Origin of the sequence: Flavobacterium fluviale (assembly GCF_003312915.1) — a bacterium.
Lineage (GTDB): Bacteria > Bacteroidota > Bacteroidia > Flavobacteriales > Flavobacteriaceae > Flavobacterium > Flavobacterium fluviale.
In genome coordinates this window covers 1,679,898-1,700,263 of sequence record NZ_CP030261.1, presented here as the reverse complement: position 1 = coordinate 1,700,263, position 20,366 = coordinate 1,679,898, and the positions used below count along the sequence as shown (strand labels likewise).

Annotated in this window: 18 protein-coding genes and 1 riboswitch; of the genes, 15 read left to right on the top strand and 3 right to left on the bottom strand. The window is 32.9% G+C overall.

Translation table 11 applies throughout. From position 1 onward, the window contains the following. Nucleotides 1-23 precede the first annotated feature (23 nt). Nucleotides 24-1,259 (bottom strand): metallophosphoesterase, encoded by a 1,236-nt coding sequence (locus tag HYN86_RS07590; protein WP_113677499.1) that lies wholly within the window; start codon nt 1,257-1,259, stop codon nt 24-26. A gap of 286 nt (nt 1,260-1,545) precedes the next feature. Between HYN86_RS07590 and polA the strand changes: the two genes are divergently transcribed. The 4 genes from polA to HYN86_RS07565 all read left to right on the top strand — a co-directional run bounded on the left by polA (nt 1,546) and on the right by HYN86_RS07565 (nt 8,498). Next, nucleotides 1,546-4,398, top strand: a complete 2,853-nt coding sequence (gene polA, locus HYN86_RS07585) for a DNA polymerase I (RefSeq protein ID WP_113677498.1) — start codon at nt 1,546-1,548, stop codon at nt 4,396-4,398. A 142-nt stretch (nt 4,399-4,540) separates the two neighbouring features. Then, on the top strand, nt 4,541-5,032 hold the full coding sequence (locus HYN86_RS07580; protein WP_113677497.1) for a DUF4280 domain-containing protein: 492 nt from the start codon (nt 4,541-4,543) through the stop codon (nt 5,030-5,032). A gap of 7 nt (nt 5,033-5,039) precedes the next feature. Then, complete coding sequence (locus tag HYN86_RS07575; protein WP_113677496.1) at nt 5,040-7,016, top strand: phospholipase effector Tle1 domain-containing protein; 1,977 nt, start codon at nt 5,040-5,042, stop codon at nt 7,014-7,016. A gap of 303 nt (nt 7,017-7,319) precedes the next feature. Beyond that, entirely contained in the window at nt 7,320-8,498 is a 1,179-nt protein-coding gene (locus HYN86_RS07565) for a DUF2931 family protein (protein WP_113677494.1), read from the top strand. Between the two features lie 415 nt (nt 8,499-8,913). On the opposite strand, the gene HYN86_RS07560 is transcribed toward HYN86_RS07565, so the two are convergent. Next, nucleotides 8,914-9,939: a LacI family DNA-binding transcriptional regulator gene (locus tag HYN86_RS07560; RefSeq protein WP_113677493.1), complete on the bottom strand. Its 1,026-nt coding sequence runs from the start codon at nt 9,937-9,939 to the stop codon at nt 8,914-8,916. Nucleotides 9,940-10,134: 195 nt separating this feature from the next. On the opposite strand from HYN86_RS07560, the gene HYN86_RS07555 reads away from it, so the two are divergent. From HYN86_RS07555 to tsf, 6 genes are all read left to right on the top strand, one after another. Next, on the top strand, nt 10,135-10,881 hold the full coding sequence (locus HYN86_RS07555; RefSeq protein ID WP_113677492.1) for a ferritin-like domain-containing protein: 747 nt from the start codon (nt 10,135-10,137) through the stop codon (nt 10,879-10,881). Between the two features lie 25 nt (nt 10,882-10,906). Next, nucleotides 10,907-11,719, top strand: a complete 813-nt coding sequence (locus HYN86_RS07550; RefSeq protein ID WP_113677491.1) for a ferritin-like domain-containing protein — start codon at nt 10,907-10,909, stop codon at nt 11,717-11,719. Between the two features lie 194 nt (nt 11,720-11,913). Beyond that, the gene (rplM, locus tag HYN86_RS07545; protein ID WP_113677490.1) at nt 11,914-12,369 is read left to right on the top strand and encodes a 50S ribosomal protein L13; all 456 of its coding nucleotides are present in this window, start codon (nt 11,914-11,916) and stop codon (nt 12,367-12,369) included. Then, entirely contained in the window at nt 12,369-12,755 is a 387-nt protein-coding gene (rpsI, locus tag HYN86_RS07540; protein WP_012023687.1) for a 30S ribosomal protein S9, read from the top strand. The genes rplM and rpsI overlap by 1 nt, the downstream gene beginning before the upstream one ends. 227 nt (nt 12,756-12,982) lie before the next feature. Then, nucleotides 12,983-13,750, top strand: coding sequence for a 30S ribosomal protein S2 (rpsB, locus tag HYN86_RS07535; RefSeq protein ID WP_113677489.1), 768 nt, complete (start codon nt 12,983-12,985; stop codon nt 13,748-13,750). A gap of 138 nt (nt 13,751-13,888) precedes the next feature. Next, nucleotides 13,889-14,851 (top strand): translation elongation factor Ts, encoded by a 963-nt coding sequence (tsf, locus tag HYN86_RS07530; RefSeq protein WP_113677488.1) that lies wholly within the window; start codon nt 13,889-13,891, stop codon nt 14,849-14,851. Between the two features lie 67 nt (nt 14,852-14,918). On the opposite strand, the gene HYN86_RS07525 is transcribed toward tsf, so the two are convergent. After that, nucleotides 14,919-16,982: a M3 family metallopeptidase gene (locus tag HYN86_RS07525; RefSeq protein ID WP_113677487.1), complete on the bottom strand. Its 2,064-nt coding sequence runs from the start codon at nt 16,980-16,982 to the stop codon at nt 14,919-14,921. 171 nt (nt 16,983-17,153) lie between these two features. Here HYN86_RS07525 and HYN86_RS07520 point away from each other — a divergent pair, with 171 nt between their 5' ends. The 5 genes from HYN86_RS07520 (at nt 17,154) to thiS (ending at nt 20,273) form a co-directional block, all read left to right on the top strand. Beyond that, nucleotides 17,154-17,810 (top strand): queuosine precursor transporter, encoded by a 657-nt coding sequence (locus HYN86_RS07520; RefSeq protein WP_113677486.1) that lies wholly within the window; start codon nt 17,154-17,156, stop codon nt 17,808-17,810. Nucleotides 17,811-18,023: 213 nt separating this feature from the next. Further along, nucleotides 18,024-18,458, top strand: a complete 435-nt coding sequence (locus HYN86_RS07515; protein ID WP_113677485.1) for a lipocalin-like domain-containing protein — start codon at nt 18,024-18,026, stop codon at nt 18,456-18,458. Between the two features lie 127 nt (nt 18,459-18,585). After that, nucleotides 18,586-19,245 carry a hypothetical protein gene (locus tag HYN86_RS07510; RefSeq protein WP_113677484.1) on the top strand — a complete coding sequence of 220 codons (660 nt, stop codon included), beginning with the start codon at nt 18,586-18,588 and terminating at the stop codon, nt 19,243-19,245. After that, nucleotides 19,245-19,814, top strand: coding sequence for a DNA-3-methyladenine glycosylase I (locus tag HYN86_RS07505; RefSeq protein WP_113677483.1), 570 nt, complete (start codon nt 19,245-19,247; stop codon nt 19,812-19,814). The genes HYN86_RS07510 and HYN86_RS07505 overlap by 1 nt, the downstream gene beginning before the upstream one ends. 89 nt (nt 19,815-19,903) lie before the next feature. Further along, a riboswitch (TPP riboswitch) is annotated at nt 19,904-20,000 on the top strand. Nucleotides 20,001-20,066: 66 nt separating this feature from the next. Further along, nucleotides 20,067-20,273 (top strand): sulfur carrier protein ThiS, encoded by a 207-nt coding sequence (gene thiS / locus HYN86_RS07500; RefSeq protein ID WP_113677482.1) that lies wholly within the window; start codon nt 20,067-20,069, stop codon nt 20,271-20,273. The last annotated feature ends 93 nt before the right edge of the window (nt 20,274-20,366 follow it).

Here is a 20,366-nt window from a genome sequence, read left to right as displayed (position 1 = left end):
ACAAATTTAGCATTTTTAACGAATTAAGCGACATTACGGCCTTTTTTTAGTTCAATTACCGTTATTTCCGGCATAATACCAACTCGTCCTGGATAGGCATGAAAACCAAAGCCACGGTTAACATAAACGTATCTTCCGACGTTTTCGTACAAGCCCGCCCATTGTTTATAAATATATTGAGCCAAGCTCCATTTAAAATAGCCTGGAATTTCAATTCCAAACTGCATACCGTGTGTATGACCTGCAAAAGTAAGATGAAAGTTCTTTGGATGATCTTTAATTTCTGCTTCCCAGTGACTAGGATCGTGGCTCATTAACACTTTAAAATCATCTTGATGAACATTTTCAGAAGCTTTATTAAGATCTCCCGCTTTTTTAAAATTTATCCCCCAGTTTTCTACACCAATAAGCGCAATTTTATCATCACCTTTTTGAATATAAGTATGCTCGTTTAGCAAAAGCTTAAAACCAATTTGATCATACAGCTTTTTGATTTCCTTAAAATTTTCATCTTTTTCTTTCTCAGAAGGCCACGCTACATATTCACCATAATCATGATTTCCCAGAACCGAAAACTTTCCATATTTATACTCTTTAATACGATTAAAAGTTTCCAGCCAAGGATGCATTTCTTTTGCATGAGTATTTACTATATCACCGGTAAACAAAATCATATCCGATTCCTGCGCATTGATCAAATCAATAGCATAATTTATCTTTTCTGGGTTATCGAAACTGCCGCTGTGGACATCTGAAATCTGAGTTATTTTAAAACCATCAAAAGCATCTGGAAGATCTGGAAAAAATACGGTTTGCTTGATTACTTTAAAATTATATTTTCCTTCAAATATTCCATAAATAATAGACAAAAAAGGAATGGCCGCCAAACCTAATGCAATCTGGCTGACAAATTTTCGACGATCCGGCATCATTTCTTTTCTCGGAGTGTTGTACACAAAATAATTAAGAATACTAGCTCCTATTCTAAAAATATCCTCACTAAACATTACTAAAGTAAGTACAATTTTTGGCACATATACCAACAGCATTAATCCTGTCGTAAACATAAACTGTTTAGTCTGACCAACTGAACGATCTACTTGAGAAAAAGAATAAATAATAAAGATTAAAAGCAGTAAGCTTATAATTTGATAACTAATTAAAACCCATCTAACTTTAATTAAAGTTCGAAAAGCCTGATAAGAATAGAACTCAATAAATAAAAAAAGAGCGCATAGAATTACAAAACGAAGGATCATTTGTTATAGTTTTAAGCAAAGTAACAAAGAACGGAAATTTTATTGCTTTTTATTATAAAAAATTTAACGCTATTAAAAAGGAAAAAATTGAATGATGGGTCTTTTAATTCGAACCTCACAATCTTTTATTTTACAGATCAACTTATCATTAATACAAAACACAATATATTGCATCTTTAGAAAAAAATGGACTTAAAGAACGTATACCGTTTGAAAAATTAATTTTCACTAACAAATCTGTTTTTAAACCCCAATTGTTTATTTTTACAGACTTAATATTTTTTATATGTCAACTCAAAAACGTCTTTTTCTTCTAGATGCTTATGCATTAATTTTTCGTGGTTATTATGCCTTTATAAAAAACCCGAGAATCAACTCAAAAGGAATGGATACATCTGCAATTATGGGATTTATGAATTCCCTTTTGGATGTTATTAAAAGAGAAAAACCAGATCATTTAGCTGTTGCTTTTGATAAAGAAGGAAGTCAAGTTAGAACCGAAATGTTTGCTGAATATAAAGCCAATCGTGATGCAACGCCAGAGGCCATTAAAATTGCAATTCCTTATATTCAAGAACTATTAAAAGCCATGCACATTCCGATTATTGAAATCGCAGGATGTGAAGCCGATGACTTAATTGGAACAATTGCCAAACAAGCCGAAAAACAAAATTATAAGGTTTACATGGTAACGCCTGATAAGGATTTTGCACAATTGGTTTCTGAAAATATATTTATGTACAAACCTGCTCGAATGGGTAACGGAATCGAAATTTGGGGAATTCCTGAGGTTTTAGCAAAATTTGAAGTGGAAAGACCAGAACAGGTAATCGATTTTCTTGGAATGATGGGCGACGCTGTGGATAATATCCCAGGATTGCCCGGTGTTGGTGAAGTGACGGCTAAAAAGTTCCTGAAAGAATTTGGAACAATGGAAAACCTTTTAGAAAACACACATTTACTAAAAGGAAAAATGAAAGAAAATATCGAAGCCAATAAAGACAAAGGTATTCTCTCTAAAAAACTAGCCACTATTATATGTGACTGTGATGTTGTTTTTAATGAAGACGACTACGAGCTTTCACGTCCTGATATCGAAAAAACAGATGCTATTTTTCAGGAATTGGAATTTAGAAGAATGGCAGAACAGTTTGATAATTTATTTAAAGTTGGAGGCGGAAATGAATTAGCTGCTTCTACGCAAGTATCTGACGCCAAATTATACAAAAAACCACAGCCAAAAAACGAAGATCAATTTGATCTTTTTGGAGGAGGCGGAACTACGCTTGACGAAAGTGCCGAAGCTGCCAGAAATTCATTTTACAATACTTTAGAGAATACAGAACATTCTTATCAAACTATTCAAGGTGATTTAGGTATTAAATTACTTTTACAGAATTTACAAAAACAGACTTCTGTTTGTTTTGATACAGAAACTACAGGAATCGACGCTTTGCATGCAGAACTTGTTGGAATGTCTTTCTCATACGAAAAAGGAAAAGCTTTTTATGTTCCGTTTCCAGAAAGCCAAGAAGAAGCAAAAGTTTTAATTGACAAATTTGTTCCGTTTTTTGAAAATGAAAATATTGAAAAAATCGGTCAAAACTTAAAATACGATTTAAAAATTCTAGCTAATTACGGCGTTACTGTAAAAGGAAAACTTTTTGACACTATGATTGCGCATTATCTGATTAATCCAGATATGCGTCATAATATGGATATTTTAGCAGAGACGTATTTAAAATATTCACCAAAATCCATTGAAACTTTAATTGGAAAAAAAGGAAAAAATCAGCTTAACATGCGTGATGTTCCTTTGGAAGATATTAAAGAATATGCTGCTGAAGATGCCGATATTACTTTACAATTAAAAGAAATCTTTACAGCGGAATTAGACAAAACAGAAACTAAAAAGTTATTTGATGAAATCGAAATTCCATTAGTAAGCGTTTTAGCAGCGATGGAAACCGAAGGAATTCGTTTAGATGTGGAATTTTTGAGCGCCATGTCTAAAGAAATGGAAGTTGAAATTAAATCATTAGAAGAAAAAATATATGAAACTGCCGGCGAGAAATTCAATTTGGCTTCTCCAAAACAATTAGGAGACATTTTATTTGATAAACTTAAGATCGGGGGCGCAAAACAGAAGAAAACCAAAACGGGTCAATATGCAACCGGAGAGGAGGTATTGACTTATTTAGCTAATGACAATCCGATCGTAAAACAAATTTTGGACTGGCGCCAAATGGTGAAATTACAAAGCACGTATATTTTAGCCTTACCAGAACAGGTTGACAAAAAGACTTTACGCGTTCATACAGATTATATGCAGACTGTTGCGGCAACAGGGCGTTTGAGTTCTAATAATCCAAACTTGCAAAACATTCCGATTCGTACCGAAAGAGGCCGACAAATTCGTAAAGCATTTGTTGCTCGCGATGAAAATCATACTTTAATTTCTGCCGATTACTCGCAAATCGAATTAAGAATTATTGCCGCTTTAAGCGGAGAAGAAAATATGATTGCCGCTTTCCAAAACGGAGAAGATATTCACAGAGCAACTGCCGCAAAGGTTTTTGATGTGGCACTAGAAGAAGTTTCGCGCGAACAAAGAAGCAACGCTAAAACGGTAAACTTCGGAATTATCTACGGTGTTTCTGCTTTCGGTTTAAGTAATCAGACTTCATTATCCCGCGGTGAAAGTGCCGCTTTGATCGATGCGTATTACAAAACATATCCGAGATTAAAATCATACATCCAAGATCAGGTTGAATTTGCTCGTGAAAATGGTTACGTACAGACAATTTTAGGACGCCGTCGTTACCTTAAAGATATCAACTCTGCAAATGCTGTTGTTAGAAGTGCTGCGGAACGAAATGCAGTAAACGCACCAATTCAAGGAAGTGCGGCAGATGTGATTAAAATTGCAATGATCAACATTCATAAAAAATTACACGAAGAAAACTGGAAATCGAGAATGCTGCTTCAGGTGCATGATGAGCTTGTGTTCGATGTTCACAATGATGAACTCGAAAAAATTCAGCCTATGATTAAACACGAAATGGAGAATGCATTTAAAATGATAGTTCCGTTAGAGGTCGAAATTGGACTGGGTAAAGACTGGTTAGAAGCGCATTAATAGAATTTTTATATTAAATGTAAAACCGCATTTTCAAATGAAATTGCGGTTTTTTTTGCGGGCTCTATTTAAATTTAAGAAAAAGGCTACTTTTTAATTTTGTAAGAGTTTATTTAATATATTTATCATTAAATAAATAAAGATGGCAAAAAAACATTTACTAGTACAAGGTGCAACTTTAAAATGCATCTTTAGCGTTGAACCTAAAATTGACATTTTAAAAGTAAAATCTCAAAATAAGCATTTTGCAAATGATAAAGACGCTGAAAGAAAATTAATCGGAACGACTAAAGACATAGGAGAAACCTTAGAAAAAAACACTTTTGGAAAATGCAAAAAACAACCATCTGGACATGATTATTTACCATGTCAAGCCGTAATTAGTGAGTGGAGTAGGTTTTACGAAAAAGTCACTCTAAGTAATCAAGGCAAAATTTTGTTAGAAGACAGTAAAGCTATGTGTCCAATAGGAGGAAAAGATTGCATCGAAGTTGTTAATCACGGACAACAGGTTGAAATTTCTATATCCAATGTGATGAGTGCAAAAACAATGCTTCATAATCAGATAAATCCTTTAGTAGATATGGTAGCTTTTCAAAACAGTTTAGTTGGCACACCCGAAGTAGAAAAATAAATAGATTATGAGTATACATATTGTAGGGAATCCAAGACCAATACTTGGAAAAAACATTTATATTTTAAGCGGTGATAAAATTAAAGAGCAACACTGGAAACTTTTAAAAAATGTTCAAACAATATTAGATTTAGGCAGTGACGGAGAAATTACCTTTAACCAAACAAGCCTCGGTGAAAAATATATTATTCATGTAGATTATACAGACTCTCAAGGAGTAAAAGGTAATGATCGGCTAACTTTAACTCCTATTGCAGGAAAACCTCAAATACAGCAAATAGTTTGGAAAGATCAATATTATAATGACATAGGCGGCAAAAAAGTGGGTTATGCAGATAACGTAAGACTTTTTATATTCACACTTAATATACCTTCAGGAGAAATATTAAATCTAACTATTTGGGAAGACGAAGGAACAGATGGTCACGCCGATAGTTCTCGCAACATGGGAACTTATACCGCAAAAGTGGATAAATTTGGTAAAGCCGAAGTTTACTTTAACAACCTAAAAGCATACATGAACAGGCTTAACAAAGAAGATATTATAGACGATTCTGTACATGAATTTTACACACAAATAAAATACAAAAATCTTCTAAGTGTAATTGAAGATACTACGAAGTTAAAGGTCAAGAATGATTTTCAAAAACTAATTCCGCCTCATAAACACAACAATGCTGCGGTTGTTGATATTCCTGACAAAAAGAAAAAACCTGAAAATAAAAAAGGAGTAAATGTTACTGTAAATGTATTTTTTGATGGTACAAAAAATAATGCAACTAATACGGAAGCCAGATTATTATATTTAAAAAAACGAAAAGGCATACCGCTTACCGATAAAGAAAATGAAAAAGCCACAACTTACAAGCAAAATACAGATGATGAGAGCAGCTATGAAAATTTTTATTCTAATGTAGCTATTATGCACCAACTTAATTTAGTTGATAGAAGCAAAAGAGAAATTAACATTTATATTGAAGGTGAAGGTACTGAAGATTTTCAAAGTGATTTTAATAAAGGGTATGCATTTGGCTCTGGACAAACTGGAATAACTGCAAAAGTTACTAAGTCTTTCAAAAAAATAAAAGAAGAAATTGAACAACTACAAAAAGAAAAGGTAATAAGAGATCATGAATTTGTAAACAAAATAAACCTTAATGTATTTGGCTTTAGTCGTGGCGCAGCCGCTGCTAGACATTTCATATCCAGAAGACGTGAATTACAAAACATATTCAATCTTGTAGAATCTAATAATTTTCACATCCTATTTGTGGGATTGTTCGATACTGTTTCCTCATACAACAAAAACTATGCAAAAGACCCAAATTTTGATAATGATGTTGATGAATTAAAATTAAAATTGGGTAGCAGTGTTGCCAAAGTAGTGCACTTAACCGCTGCTGATGAATATCGTGAATATTTTTTACTAACCAATATTAAAAGTTCTATTGAGGCAGGTATAGGTTTTGAACTTCAGTTACCTGGAGCACATAGTGATATAGGTGGAGGATACGGAGAAATAGAAAATGAAAAACGTTTTTTACACTTAGAGAAAGGATATGAAAATATAAAACAATCTGTCTTAAAGGAAGGATGGTATTTACCTGATCAAATTATTGAAGAAACTGGAAAAGCACAAACAATACTGTGGGCAAGAAGATTTGGCATACCCAATAGCTATCAATACATTCCTTTGGCAATTATGATACTTTTAGCAGAGAAATATGGTTTGCAATTTCATAAATCTTTAATCGAAACAAAAGGATTAGCATATAGCATCCCTGAAGATTTAGAGTATGCAAAAAAATCACTAATGCAATATGCTTTAAAAAATGATGCAGCAAAAAGCGAAAAGATAACAATACGTCCAGAATATCTACATCCAATTCGTAATAAATATTTACATCGCTCTACATGTGATGATTTAGGCAAAACCGGGCGATACAAAGATGGCAAACCTTACAGAAAACAACATGAGGGTTAAAATGAAAAAAACAGATTCAATAAACAATTCAAACACTATACAAAGTAAAATACTATCAATAGTTTTAATCCTTTTACTTACATTTTTAAGCTACAACCTTCTTCCTAAAAGATTCGAAGATCTAGGAGGGATTTTTAATTTTACAATTTCAATGTTTACAATTTTTTTCTCTGGCTATGTATTTCAATATGGGTTAAAAAAAATAATCTCAAAAATATTTTTTGCAGTACTGATCTTAATAACTATCTCTAATTTAATTCTTTATGCATATATACTTCAACTATAATAAATAATCATATCTAAATGAACTATTTAAACAAAATTTATATTGCCTTAGTCATTATTCTATTGTCTTGTCTAGGCTACAATTTATGGCAAGAAAAAGGAACGGAACTATTTTATTATTTTTTATCAGACAAAAAACAAAAAGAAATGCTTGTAAAAACAGAAAAATTTGAATGGTTGGTAAATGTAGGCGCAGATCTTACCGCACCTATGGAAGTAGTACATGGATCTTTTACAGATTCTAAAGGAGAATCGCAATGGATACCAAGCGGTGAATATTTAGGCAACAATCGCTGGGAAGACGGCGGTGGCATTTACGTTGTAGGCGATGAAAAAAGAAGGATGCCTGAACGAATGAACATAACTTGGTTTTCTTATGCAGAAGATAAATTTTATACGGGAGATTTTGAACTTCCTCAAAAAAAAATATACGATCTTTTTAAAAAAGATTACGGAACTTATATAAATTATGACGGCACAGAATCTAAAAATAAATACAACACTTTTAAGCTAGGGATTGCTCCACAAGGTTTGGTAACCTTATGGATTAGTGGCTGTGCAGTTATTGAAATAGATACCTATCAGGCACATGAAACACAAATAAATTGGAATGCTTTTCAAAAAGGTGACAAATCGGTTTTATTAGAATTAAGAAAAAAACAAATGCCTCTTTTTGTACAAGAAGAAATTAAACAAAATAAAATAAGTAATGAATATTATAAAAACAGATTAAAGCGATATCATTATACTATAGGTGTTAATAATCCTGATTTTAAAATTTATGAATATTCGATATCATTTATCAATCATGAGAATTATTATATATATAATAATGGTCTAGATTTTTTAGAAGATATGGTAAATACTAAAGCCATACCTAAACAAATGGTGCTTTTCATAAAAGATCGATTTCATCATCCATTAGAAGTTCGCATAAACATTGATTTACTTAATGGTAAAATTCCATATCAAGATTTAGAGCCTCTGGAAGAGCGCCAGTATTACAATCAATTAATGAATCGTTTTCAAGCTTTTTACGAGCAAAATAAAGACGTTCAGTTATATATAAAATTTGATGATAAAATTGTAAAAAGTAATATTGACAAACCTGTTTATTGTGGTAAAGTTTGCTTAAAATCTTCAACCAATGAATTAGAAATACCAAATTCATTTGTAGAAGTATTTGATGCGGAATAATAATTGCAAACGAAAATTTAAAACTATGAAAAATGATATATTTAAGAAAACTCTTTTAATTCATATTTTTTCCAGAACAGTAATTCCTTTTTTTATTTTCTTTTTAATCTCGGTAATATTAGCATTTATATGTAATGGTTTACATTCTATACCTTTCATCGTAATTGCTCTATTTTTTATTCTATTTTGTACCATATTAATTTTAATAATGGAATCATATGAGTTTCATAATTCACAAAACAAAACTTTCAGAAACACAAATTTAGGTATTATTCTATTTTATCTCTGTCTTTTTATATACTGTATAACCAGATTAAAATATGTATACCATTAGTCACATAAAGCAAGGTTTAAAATCTTGTTATTTCTATAATAAACAAAAAACCATCTGTTGCAGCAGATGGTTTTTGTTTATTTAAGCTTTTCTAGTCGACTCTCGTTCTTTCAATTTCGTCTTAATCACGATGGTTTCATATTCTGAAATTGTTCCTTCTGGTTCTTCTAATCTTTCGATTAATCTTTTTGCAGCAGTTTCTCCAATTTCAACACCATGCTGACTTATAGTAGTCAAACTTGGTGACAAACGTCTCGAAGCTAAAATTCCGTCTGCGAAACCTATTATTGATATATCTTCTGGAACTCTGTATCCTTTTTTCAAACTCACTCTTAAAGCAGCAACTGAATCATTTTCATCCAAAGCAAAAATTCCGTCGATTTTATGATCAAAAAGCGAATCTATTTTAGCTTTCATATCATCTTCAGAATCGGTACGAAGAATAATTTTTTCGTTTACTGGAATATTATTGTCTTTTAACGCTTTCAAATATCCGTCTGCTCTCAGTTTTCCAACACTTAAATTATCTACAGAAGATATCAAAGCTATATTTTTGCATCCTAGATTAATTAAATGCTGTGTAGAGTTTAAAGCCGAATCAAAATCATCTACCACAACTTTATCACAATCTACTTCATCTGCAATACGATCGAACATTACTATTGGAGTTCCGTCATTAATTATTTCAGAGAAATGATTATAATCCTGCAATTTTTGAGCTTCTTGAGAAACAGATAATATAAATCCGTCGATAGTTCCGTTGCTCAACATTTCTAAAGTATGAACTTCTTTTTCAAGAGATTCATTAGAAATACAAGTAATTACATTATATCCCTTTTTATCGGCAACTTTCTCAATACCGCTAAAAACTTTTGCAAAGAAAGAATTTAGAATATTAGGAATAATAACTCCAATAGTTTTGGTTTTACGATTCTTTAAATTCAGACCAATAACATTCGGCTTATAATTTTTGAGTTTGGCATACTCCTTAATCTTCACCTTCGTCTGCTCACTTATTTCCGGACTGTCATTAAGCGCTTTTGACACTGTAGACACAGAAACTCCTAGTTCCTTCGCAATTTGTTTTAGAGTTGCTTTAGCTTTCATCTAATAAAAGTTTATGTAATTAATACAAATATAGTAGAATTACCGAAAATAAAACAAAAAACAACTACCAGTATTTGAAATTCTATGCTCAATTCGAAATAAAATAAAAAAAGAGGATTTTTCTGAAACCGTACCTACAAAAATTTCGTTAATAAACTTAATACGATGTTATTAACCTTAATAAAAACCTAGATTATGAAAAACGAAGTTAAAATTCATGAAGTTGATCCTTCACTGAATAGCAGAAGGAGCTTTCTTAAGCTCAGTGGATTAACATTAGTGACCACAGGTTTAGTTTTAGCTGGCTGCAGCGACAATGATAACGATAACGATATGGAAGACACTTCTTTACCTGGAGTAAGGAATGGTGTTTTTGATTTAGGCTCCGGAGACTTTGGAGTGCTTACTTATGCTTACGCTTTAGAACAATTAGAAGCAGATTTTTATACAAAAGTCGTAAATGCTTCTGGTTTTAATAGTGTATTCAACGATACAGAACGCCAGGTTCTAACTGACTTATACCATCATGAAGTAGTTCATAGAGATTTCTTTAAAGCCGCTTTGACTGGAGCACTTCCAGATCCAAGTTCTCAATTACTGCCTTCTTTGGCTTTTACTTACGGTTCTTTAAATTTCAATAGCCGTACCGAAGTTTTGGCTACTGCTAAAGCACTTGAAGATACTGGAGTTGCCGCTTATAATGGAGCAGGAAAATTGATCAAAACTGCCGACTACCTATTATTAGCAGGAAAAATTGTTTCTGTAGAGGCCAGGCATGCAGCCGCAATTAGAAGTTTAATTAATCCGAATTCAAAAGATTTTGCCGGAGATGATATTGTAAATATGTCAACAGGTTTAGATGATGCTAAAGATCCGTCTAAAATCCTGCCGATTGCTGCCAATTTTATTACTACAAAATTTACAGCCAAATACCTACCTTAATCTTAACCAGTAAAACTTAGAAATTATGAACATTTTAAAATTTATAGAAACCTTTACTGACGACAATTTAATGAAAAGCACAGGCTCAAGAAGAGACAGTTTTTCGCAGTTTGGGAATATCGGAAAAAATTTAGCCTTAGCTTCAATCCCATTCGGATTATCGGCTCTTACCAATAAAGCATTTGCAAAAGATATTACAGCAACTCCCGCCACTCCTATCGGAGCTTTGCAATTTGCATTAACATTAGAATATTTAGAAGATGAATTTTACGCTATGGCATTAGATTCTGGAGTAATTCCTGCATCTGAAAATGGCGGACGTGATTTAAAAGTATTTCAGCAGATCGCAGCTCACGAATCTGATCATGTGAAATTTTTGATCGCAGGACTTGGCGGTACAGCAAGCGCTAACTTTGTTCCAAAACCTACATTTGACTTTACTGTTGGAGGTGCTTTTGATCCTTTTAATGATTATCCAACGTTTTTAGCTTTGGCACAAGCTTTTGAAGATACAGGTGTAAGAGCTTATAAAGGACAAGCTGCCAACTTAATTACAACACCAGACTTATTAACAGCAGCGCTTCAGATTCACTCTGTTGAAGCTCGTCATGCTTCTGAAGTTAGAAGATTAAGAGGTTTAAAAGGATGGATATCCAATTCGGATCGAGGCGCCGGCATGCCGGCAGCTACGCAAGCTGTTTATGATGGTGAAGGAGTAACAATGCAGGCTGGCTTTAATACCGCAACAGCATTTGGTGCAGCAGCAGGTTCAGAGGCTTATGACGAACCATTAACTACACAACAAGTAGTCGATATTGCCAATATTTTTATTGTCTAATATTTTTTTTCTACACATACTGAACCGTCTTAACTTAATGTGAGACGGTTTTTTTTATACATTACTTTATTAAAAAACTGAAGCCCTGATTTTCAGCAGATAAAATATTCTTTTCAGGTATTTGGTTTTAAAATAATTAATTGTACTTTTGCATCCCCTTTATTGGGGATGGAATGTTTAATTAAAATAATATTATGGACGCATTAAGCTACAAAACAGTTTCAGCAAACAAAAGCACTGTAACTAAAGAGTGGATTGTTGTTGACGCTGATGGTCATAACTTAGGACGTCTTGCATCTAAGGTTGCTATGATCTTAAGAGGTAAGTACAAGCCAAGTTACACACCGCACGTTGACTGTGGAGATAACGTAATTGTTATCAACTCAGAAAAAATTAACCTTACAGGTACAAAATTGAATGACAAAATTTACATGCGTCATACAGGTTACCCAGGAGGACAAAGAACTTTAACTGCTAAAGTATTGCAAGCTAAAAACCCTGCATTATTAGTAGAAAAAGCTGTAAAAGGTATGTTACCTAAAAACAAATTAGGAGCAGAACTTTTTAGAAATCTAAATGTTGTTGTAGGATCTGAGCATACTCACGGAGCTCAAAAACCTAGAACTGTTAACCTAAATGATCTTAAGTAATGGGAGTTATTCACAAAATCGGTAGAAGAAAAACCGCTGTTGCACGTGTATACGTTTCTGAAGGAACAGGAAATATCACTGTAAACAAAAAAGAATTCGCAACTTACTTTCCAACTGCAACTTTACAATACAAAGTTTTACAACCATTGTCTATGACAGAAAATGTAAACAACTTTGACGTTAAAGTAAACGTTTACGGAGGTGGTACAACTGGTCAAGCAGAAGCTGTAAGAATGGCATTAGCACGCGTAATGTGTGAAGTTAACGCTGAAAACAGAGGAATCCTTAAACCAGAAGGTTTATTAACAAGAGACCCAAGAATGGTTGAACGTAAGAAATTCGGTCAGAAGAAAGCTCGTAAGAGATTCCAATTCTCTAAACGTTAATATTACCTGTCTTGTTCAAATGGGACAAGACATTATCAATTATTTATTGAAATTAAAAAACACAGTTATTGTTGCTCTCCTATCGAGGTAGGATATAGTTTAGCATCTAAATGGGTTGAGTCTTAAAGTCGAAAGTCTTAAAGTCAATGCTCGAAGCCTAAAGCTTACAGCTTAGCGCCTAAAGCCAAAACACATTGCTAATCAACAGAACGTAAACTAGTACAAAAATGGCAAACAAAATAGAAGTAAAAGAATTACTAGAAGCAGGTGTTCACTTCGGACACATGACTAGAAAATGGGATCCAAACATGGCTCCTTACATTTATATGGAGCGTAATGGTATTCACATTATCAATCTATATAAAACTGCAGCTAAAATTGAAGAGGCTAACGAAGCTTTGAAAAAAATCGCTGCATCAGGTAGAAAAATTTTATTCGTAGCTACCAAAAAACAAGCAAAAGACATCGTTGCTGATAAAGCAAAAGCTGCAAACATGCCTTACATCACTGAAAGATGGCCAGGTGGAATGCTAACTAACTTCGTAACTATCAGAAAGGCAGTTAAAAAAATGTCTTCTATTGATAAAATGAAGAAAGATGGTACTTTCAACACTCTATCTAAAAAAGAGCGTTTGCAAGTTGATCGTCTACGTGCTAAATTAGAGAAAAACTTAGGTTCAATTGCTGATATGTCTAGACTGCCTGCAGCATTGTTCGTAGTAGATATCAAAGCTGAACACATCGCAATAAAAGAAGCTCAAAAATTAAACATTCCAGTTTTCGCAATGGTTGATACGAATTCTGACCCAAGAGAGGTTGATTACGTGATTCCAGCAAATGATGACGCTTCTAAATCAATTGACAAAATTTTATCTTTAGTAACTACTGCAGTAATCGAAGGTCTTTCTGACAGAGGTTCTGAAAAAGAAGTTGAAGCTGCTGAAGAAGCTGCTCCTGCTGTTGAAGCTGAAGCTGCTCCTGCAACTGAAGAATAAATCAAATTCTAAATTCCAAATTTTAAATTCCAAAATCCAAGAAAAAAATTAAAAACGTTATGTTGATAATTTATTAAAATTGGAGTTTGGGATTTAAAAGCTGGAATTTTTACTTTTAACATTAAAATTCAAAATATTATGGCAACAATTACTGCTGCAGACGTAAATAAATTAAGACAATCTACAGGTGCCGGAATGATGGACTGTAAAAAAGCTTTAGTTGAAGCTGATGGAGATTTCGATAAAGCTATACAAGTCCTTAGAGAAAAAGGACAAAAAGTTGCTGCTAACCGTTCTGACCGTGAGTCTTCTGAAGGAGCTGCTGTTTCTTTTGTTAATGCTGACCACACTAAAGGAGCTATTTTAACTTTGAACTGTGAAACAGATTTCGTAGGTAAAAATGAGGCTTTCGTAACTTTAGCTAAAGATCTAGTTGAAAGAGCTATTAATTTCTCTTCTAAAGAAGAATTTTTAGCTTCAGATTTCAACGGAATTACTGTTGCTGAAAAATTAATCGAGCAAACTGGTGTTATCGGTGAAAAAATCGAAATCGGTGGTTTTGAAATTTTAGAAGGTGCTTTCGTTGGATCTTATGTTCACGTAAACAAAATTGCTGCTTTAACAGCTATTTCTTCTCCAATCGCTAATGCTGAGACTTTAACAAAAGATGTTTCTATGCAAGTTGCTTCTATGGGAGCTGATACATTATCTTACAAAGATTTTGATCCTGCTTTTGTTGCTTCTGAACTTGCTGCTCGTATTGCGGTAATCGAAAAAGAAAATGAAGAAGCTGCACGTTTAGGAAAAACTTTAAAAAATGTTCCTAAATACATTTCTTACTCTCAATTAACTGAAGAAGTTTTAAAGCAAGCTGAAGAAGATGCTAAAGCTGAATTGAAAGCTGAAGGTAAACCAGAACAAATTTGGGATAAAATTGTTCCAGGAAAAGTACAGCGTTTTATCTCTGACAACACTACTTTAGATCAAGAAAAAGCTTTATTAGATCAAAACTTCATCAAAGATGACAGTAAAAAAGTTGGTGATTATGTTAAAGGATTCAATGTTGAAATCACAGGTTTCAAAAGAGTTACTTTAGGTTAATATATTATTTTTTCAATAAAGGAAAGCCCGAATATTTACTTATTCGGGCTTTTTTTATTTTCAGCTATTAATTCTCGATTGGAAAATTTCTCGCTCGCATCAAAGCATCTGACTTTGGAGCATGTCCTCTGAAATTTTCATACATCTTTTCATTATCGATCGTATTTCCAACACTTAAAACATTATCATAAAGACGCTTAGAAATATTTTTATCAAAAGGTCCATTTGCTTCTAAAAATGCTTCATAGGCATCTGCATTTATCACATCCGCCCATAAATAACTATAATAGCCTGCCGCATATCCATCACTTGAGAAAATATGGGCAAACTGCGGAATTCTGTGACGCATAACAATTTCATACGGCATATTGATTTCATCTAAAACTTGTTTCTCAAATTTATGCGGATCAATAGTTTCTGTTGTTAAATGCAGCTTCATATCTACAAAAGAACTCGAGATCGTTTCAACAGTTGCAAAACCTTCATTAAAATTGGCTGCAACGGCAATCCTCTCAACCAATGATTGCGACAAAGGCTCATTTGTTTTGTAATGCAATGCAAATTTATTTAATACTTCTGGAGTTGAAAGCCAATGTTCTAATAGCTGCGATGGAAATTCTACATAATCTCGAGCTACAGAAGTTCCAGACAAACTTGGATAGGTAACATTTGAACACAAACCATGCAAAGCATGACCAAATTCATGAAACAAAGTTGTGGCATCATCCCAGGAAATTAAAACCGGTTCATCTGCATTTCCTTTAATAAAATTGCAATTGTTAGATACGATTGGAAGTACTTTCCCATTTATTTTCTGCTGATCTCGGTGCGAATTCATCCAGGCTCCCGAACGCTTGCCTACGCGTGCATATGGATCGAAATACCACAACCCAATTGGTTCTCCTGTATTTTTATTATTTACTTCCCAAACGCGGACATCTGGGTGATAGACAGGAACCTCAAATAATTGTCTAAAACCTAAATCAAATAACTTACCTGCTGTCCAAAACATTCCTTCACGGAGATTTTCCAATTGAAGATATTGCTTTATTTCATTTTGATCTAAATCATATTTTGCTTTTCGAACTTTTTCCGCATAATAGCGATAATCCCAAGGCTGAATTTTAAAGTTCCCTCCTTCTTCGTCTACCATTTTCTGCATAGCACCAACATCTTTTTTTACTTTTTCGACAGCTGGTTTCCAAACAGAATTCATTAAATCTAGAGTTTTCTGCGGATCTTTTGCCATTTTGTTAGACAAACTCCACTCTGCAAAATTCTTAAAACCCAATATTTTTGCCTTCTCTGCCCTTAACTTTAGAATAGAAACCAAAGTATTGTTAGTATCATTTTCATTACCGTTATCACCTCGTTTAACAAAAATATCAAATGCTTTTTCTCTTAGGTTTCTTTGGCTTGAAAAGGTTAAAAATGGCTCAATTGAAGATCTTGTATTTCCAATACATCCTAAAACATTTAGATTTCTTTCTCTGGCTTCTGCTATTGCTGCATTTTTAAATTCTTCTGGAAGTCCATCAAAATCAGATTCTGTTTTTAATTCAATATACTGATCGTTTTCTTCTGCTAATAATTTCTGACTGAATAAAGTAAACAGACTTGCCAGTTCTTGATTGATCTTGGCTACCTTACTCTTATCGTCTTTGTTCAACTCCGCCCCTTCTCGAACAAAATCAGTATAATAAAGCCAAAGCAAACGCTGCTGCTCAGCTGTTAATTTCTTACTCTCTTCAGATTTGTGTAAAGATTCAATTCTCGAAAAAAGTTTTTCATTTTGATACAGTTTATCATTTATTGCCGCCAATTTTGGAGACATTTCAGTATCAACAATATTGAATTCGGGAGAACTTAAGTTGGATCTGTAAATTCCATAAACAGCATGAATTCGTTCTAATTTTTCACCCGAAAGCTCTAAAGCTGTAATTGTGTTTTCAAAAGTCGGCTTTTCGGTACTATTTGCAATCGCATCTATTTCATTCAACTTTTCATTAATAGCAAATTCAATTGCGGCCTTAAAATCTGAAATTTTATATTTTGTAAAATCTGGAACTCCTCCATACGCGCCAGACCATTCTTGCAATAATGGATTATCTAAATCAATTTGTGTTTTCATAATAAGTAACATTAATTAACTGCTTAAATTTTCTAATGGATAGAAAACAACAGATTCTCAAAATTAACCAATCGAGAGCAAACTTTAGTATTTTAATGACCTATAAAAATTGATGGATTCTAAGATTTAAAAGAAATAGTTTAATTTTGAAACATCAACACCTAATACAACATGTTTAAAACCAGAAAAGAAATCGTTTTTGTAATCTTAGCAGGAATATTTATCACAAATGCAGTTGTTGCAGAACTTATTGGAGGAAAACTAATTCAGATTGGTCCGTTTGTAATGAGTATAGGAATTTTGCCCTGGCCGATTGTTTTTCTAACAACAGATTTAATAAATGAATATTTTGGAGAAAAAGGCGTCAAAAAACTTTCATTTATAACCGCATGCTTAATCGCCTACGCGTTTCTGATTTTATTTATGGCGATTGTAATTCCTGCCGCAAAAGGAATCAGCCCAGTTAATGACGAACAATTTCAAGCAGTATTTGGGCAGAGTATGTGGATTATTGTCGGAAGCCTTATTGCTTTTATGGCATCGCAGCTCATAGATGTTTGGATATTTTGGTTTTTCAAAAATAGAACAGGAGAAAAAAAAATATGGCTGAGAGCAACGGGCTCTACTGTAATTTCACAATTATTTGATTCTTTTATCGTATTAGGAATTGCTTTTTGGCTTCCTGGTAAAATTAATTTCGACACTTTTATATCTTCTGCATTAATAGGATATATTTTTAAATTAGCAATTGCCATAATTTTGACTCCTGCCATTTATCTCGGACATCACTTAATTAAAAGCTACTTAAAAGAAGAAAAGATACTTTAATTTTAACAAGTTTAAATTTACAATTAAATCGGTTTAAAATTGATATTTCTTACATTATTTTTGGAAGAAAAATAGCGCATAAATAATATAATTGATTTTCAATATTTTACAAAAAAATGTTAAAAACAAACGAAAAAACTTATAAAAAAGATCTTATTTGTTAAAAAAGATTCTATTTTTGCCAAAACATTTAACAAATAAAATCTACCAAAAATGAAAAAATTAAGTATTCTTTTCGTGTCAGTTATGACATTAGGATTAGCATTAACATCTTGCAGCAGTGACAATGATGACAGTTCAGCATCAATTGAAGGAAAATGGCAAATTACTCACATGGGTGCAGTTCTTGGAACTGAAGAAGTTTTACAACCTTACACAAACGATGGTGGTTGTGCTAACGATATCGTAGAATTTAAAGCAGATAACAAATTCGTAGATACTTACGCAGAATATACTAATAGTAAATGTAATACTTTTACTCAAGAAGGAACATTTACAAAAGAAGGAAACACTTTGACTAAAAAATACATCGGAGAGTCTGAAAAATATGAAATCGCTGAATTATCTGGAAGTAAATTAAAATTAAAAATGACTTATTCTGAAGGAGGAATATCTGTTTCAGCAGTAGTAGTTTATAAAAAAATCTAGTCTTACAAACTAAATAAATTCTGAAGAGCCTCAAATCTTAATTGATTTGAGGTTTTTTTATACTATTGAAACAAAAAAAATATTTATATGAGACACTTCTGTCAAAAATTAAGAGTAATTTAATGTCATGAAAAAAACTGGTTTCATTATATTACTTTCATTAACTTATTTCTTTATAAGCTGTGGCAACGATGCCAAAAAACAGCCAAAAAAGGAAGTGATTACTTCTGTAAATAAATTAACACCAGTTTCAGAAAAAAAATTTAAAAAAAGCTCCTTAGAAAAATCGGCCATAAAAGATTTGACAAAGAGACAGAGCAAGAATGTTCAAAATGATTTTACATTTAAGAAAGACACACTGGACAAACCAGAAATACAAAATCTGCAAAGCGTACCAGGGAACGCAAACAGTGATAATTTAATGACTTTCGTTAATCTAAAAAAGATACTCTCTAACAGTGAAATAGGAGAAACTTTTACTCAAAAAGAACTTACACAAAATTTTCAAATCCCAAAAGAAGCTGTCAAAATAGTTAAAAGCATTACAAAAATTGCGGAAGACGAAATTGCCGTAAAATGGAAATCTACATGGCTTTTAGAAAAAGTTTCTGATGCAAAATTCAAAGATGGCAGTATGAAAATTGCTTTCAAATCCAATAAATTGTATACTTCAGGTACGGCAATTGGAATAAAGTATGAGAAAAAAATCTATAACAACTTAGTCATAATAGGCAAATCAGCCTATATTCCGACAGTAAAAGGATACAGCTGGCAAATTGGGAAGTAATGAAAAATGAAAATTTAATAAGATGTGGCTGGTGTACGGACAGCGATTTATATAAAAAATATCATGATGAAGAATGGGGCGTTCCTGTTTATGATGACCCTACTCTATTTGAATTTTTAATTTTGGAAACTTTCCAGGCCGGACTTAGCTGGATCACTATTTTAAACAAAAGAGAAAATTTCAGAAATGCATTTGATCATTTTGATTATCAAAAAATTGCCAATTACTCTGAAGATAAAATCGAAGAACTATTACAGAATACTGGAATCATCCGAAATAAACTCAAGATTAAATCCGCAGTTTCAAATGCTCAGGCTTTTATGAAAGTTCAGGAAGAATTTGGAAGTTTTTCAGATTACATCTGGAAATTCACAAATGGAAAACCTATCATAAACCATCCAAAAACTTCAAAAGATGTGCCTGCTACTACTCCTCTTTCGGACGAAATCAGTAAAGATTTAAAAAAACGCGGCTTTAAATTTGTTGGTTCAACTGTCATTTACGCGCACATGCAGGCAACCGGAATGGTCAATGATCACGCAGAAGATTGCTGGACAAGAACTCAGTAATTAGTCGCGGTTTTCAGTGGCAGTTTTCAGTTTTTTTCAAACCTGAAACTTGAAATCTGAAACTTTTAAACAAAAATCATTATATTTGCTTCACACTTTAGGGGTGTCTACAACTTGTAGGCTGAGATTTTACCCTCTGAACCTGATCTAGTTCATACTAGCGTAGGGAAAAGTAAGATGACTTCTGCACGCATTTTTTATGCGTTCTTGTAGCCATTCCTAAAGTATAACTGTATACTAAATTCATAGGGAATGGAACTAAAAATCAATCAACAAACCAAAAAATTCAATGCTGAATCGCTAAGCGTTCAATCATTGCTCGATCTCGAAATTCCGCACAAACAAAACGGAATTGCCGTTGCTGTTAACAACACCGTTGTTCCAAAAGCCAAATGGAACGAATTCCTCGTACAAGAAACTGACGAAATCTTAATTATTTCTGCCACGCAGGGAGGTTAGAAATAAATTCCAAATTTGAAAAACCCAAATTCCAATTAATACTGGACGTAGACGCACTGCAGTGCGCCTCTACACACAATCTACATCAACCTG

Coding starts and splice junctions, on each gene's coding strand:
- HYN86_RS07525 (WP_113677487.1), bottom strand. CDS start 16,982: ATGAAAACACAAATTGATTTAGATAATCCATTATTGCAAGAATGGTCT.
- thiS (WP_113677482.1), top strand. CDS start 20,067: ATGGAACTAAAAATCAATCAACAAACCAAAAAATTCAATGCTGAATCG.
- HYN86_RS07520 (WP_113677486.1), top strand. CDS start 17,154: ATGTTTAAAACCAGAAAAGAAATCGTTTTTGTAATCTTAGCAGGAATA.
- HYN86_RS07580 (WP_113677497.1), top strand. CDS start 4,541: ATGGCAAAAAAACATTTACTAGTACAAGGTGCAACTTTAAAATGCATC.
- rpsI (WP_012023687.1), top strand. CDS start 12,369: ATGGGAGTTATTCACAAAATCGGTAGAAGAAAAACCGCTGTTGCACGT.
- HYN86_RS07555 (WP_113677492.1), top strand. CDS start 10,135: ATGAAAAACGAAGTTAAAATTCATGAAGTTGATCCTTCACTGAATAGC.
- HYN86_RS07565 (WP_113677494.1), top strand. CDS start 7,320: ATGAACTATTTAAACAAAATTTATATTGCCTTAGTCATTATTCTATTG.
- rpsB (WP_113677489.1), top strand. CDS start 12,983: ATGGCAAACAAAATAGAAGTAAAAGAATTACTAGAAGCAGGTGTTCAC.
- HYN86_RS07515 (WP_113677485.1), top strand. CDS start 18,024: ATGAAAAAATTAAGTATTCTTTTCGTGTCAGTTATGACATTAGGATTA.
- HYN86_RS07560 (WP_113677493.1), bottom strand. CDS start 9,939: ATGAAAGCTAAAGCAACTCTAAAACAAATTGCGAAGGAACTAGGAGTT.
- polA (WP_113677498.1), top strand. CDS start 1,546: ATGTCAACTCAAAAACGTCTTTTTCTTCTAGATGCTTATGCATTAATT.
- HYN86_RS07505 (WP_113677483.1), top strand. CDS start 19,245: ATGAAAAATGAAAATTTAATAAGATGTGGCTGGTGTACGGACAGCGAT.
- HYN86_RS07550 (WP_113677491.1), top strand. CDS start 10,907: ATGAACATTTTAAAATTTATAGAAACCTTTACTGACGACAATTTAATG.
- HYN86_RS07590 (WP_113677499.1), bottom strand. CDS start 1,259: ATGATCCTTCGTTTTGTAATTCTATGCGCTCTTTTTTTATTTATTGAG.
- rplM (WP_113677490.1), top strand. CDS start 11,914: ATGGACGCATTAAGCTACAAAACAGTTTCAGCAAACAAAAGCACTGTA.
- HYN86_RS07510 (WP_113677484.1), top strand. CDS start 18,586: ATGAAAAAAACTGGTTTCATTATATTACTTTCATTAACTTATTTCTTT.
- tsf (WP_113677488.1), top strand. CDS start 13,889: ATGGCAACAATTACTGCTGCAGACGTAAATAAATTAAGACAATCTACA.
- HYN86_RS07575 (WP_113677496.1), top strand. CDS start 5,040: ATGAGTATACATATTGTAGGGAATCCAAGACCAATACTTGGAAAAAAC.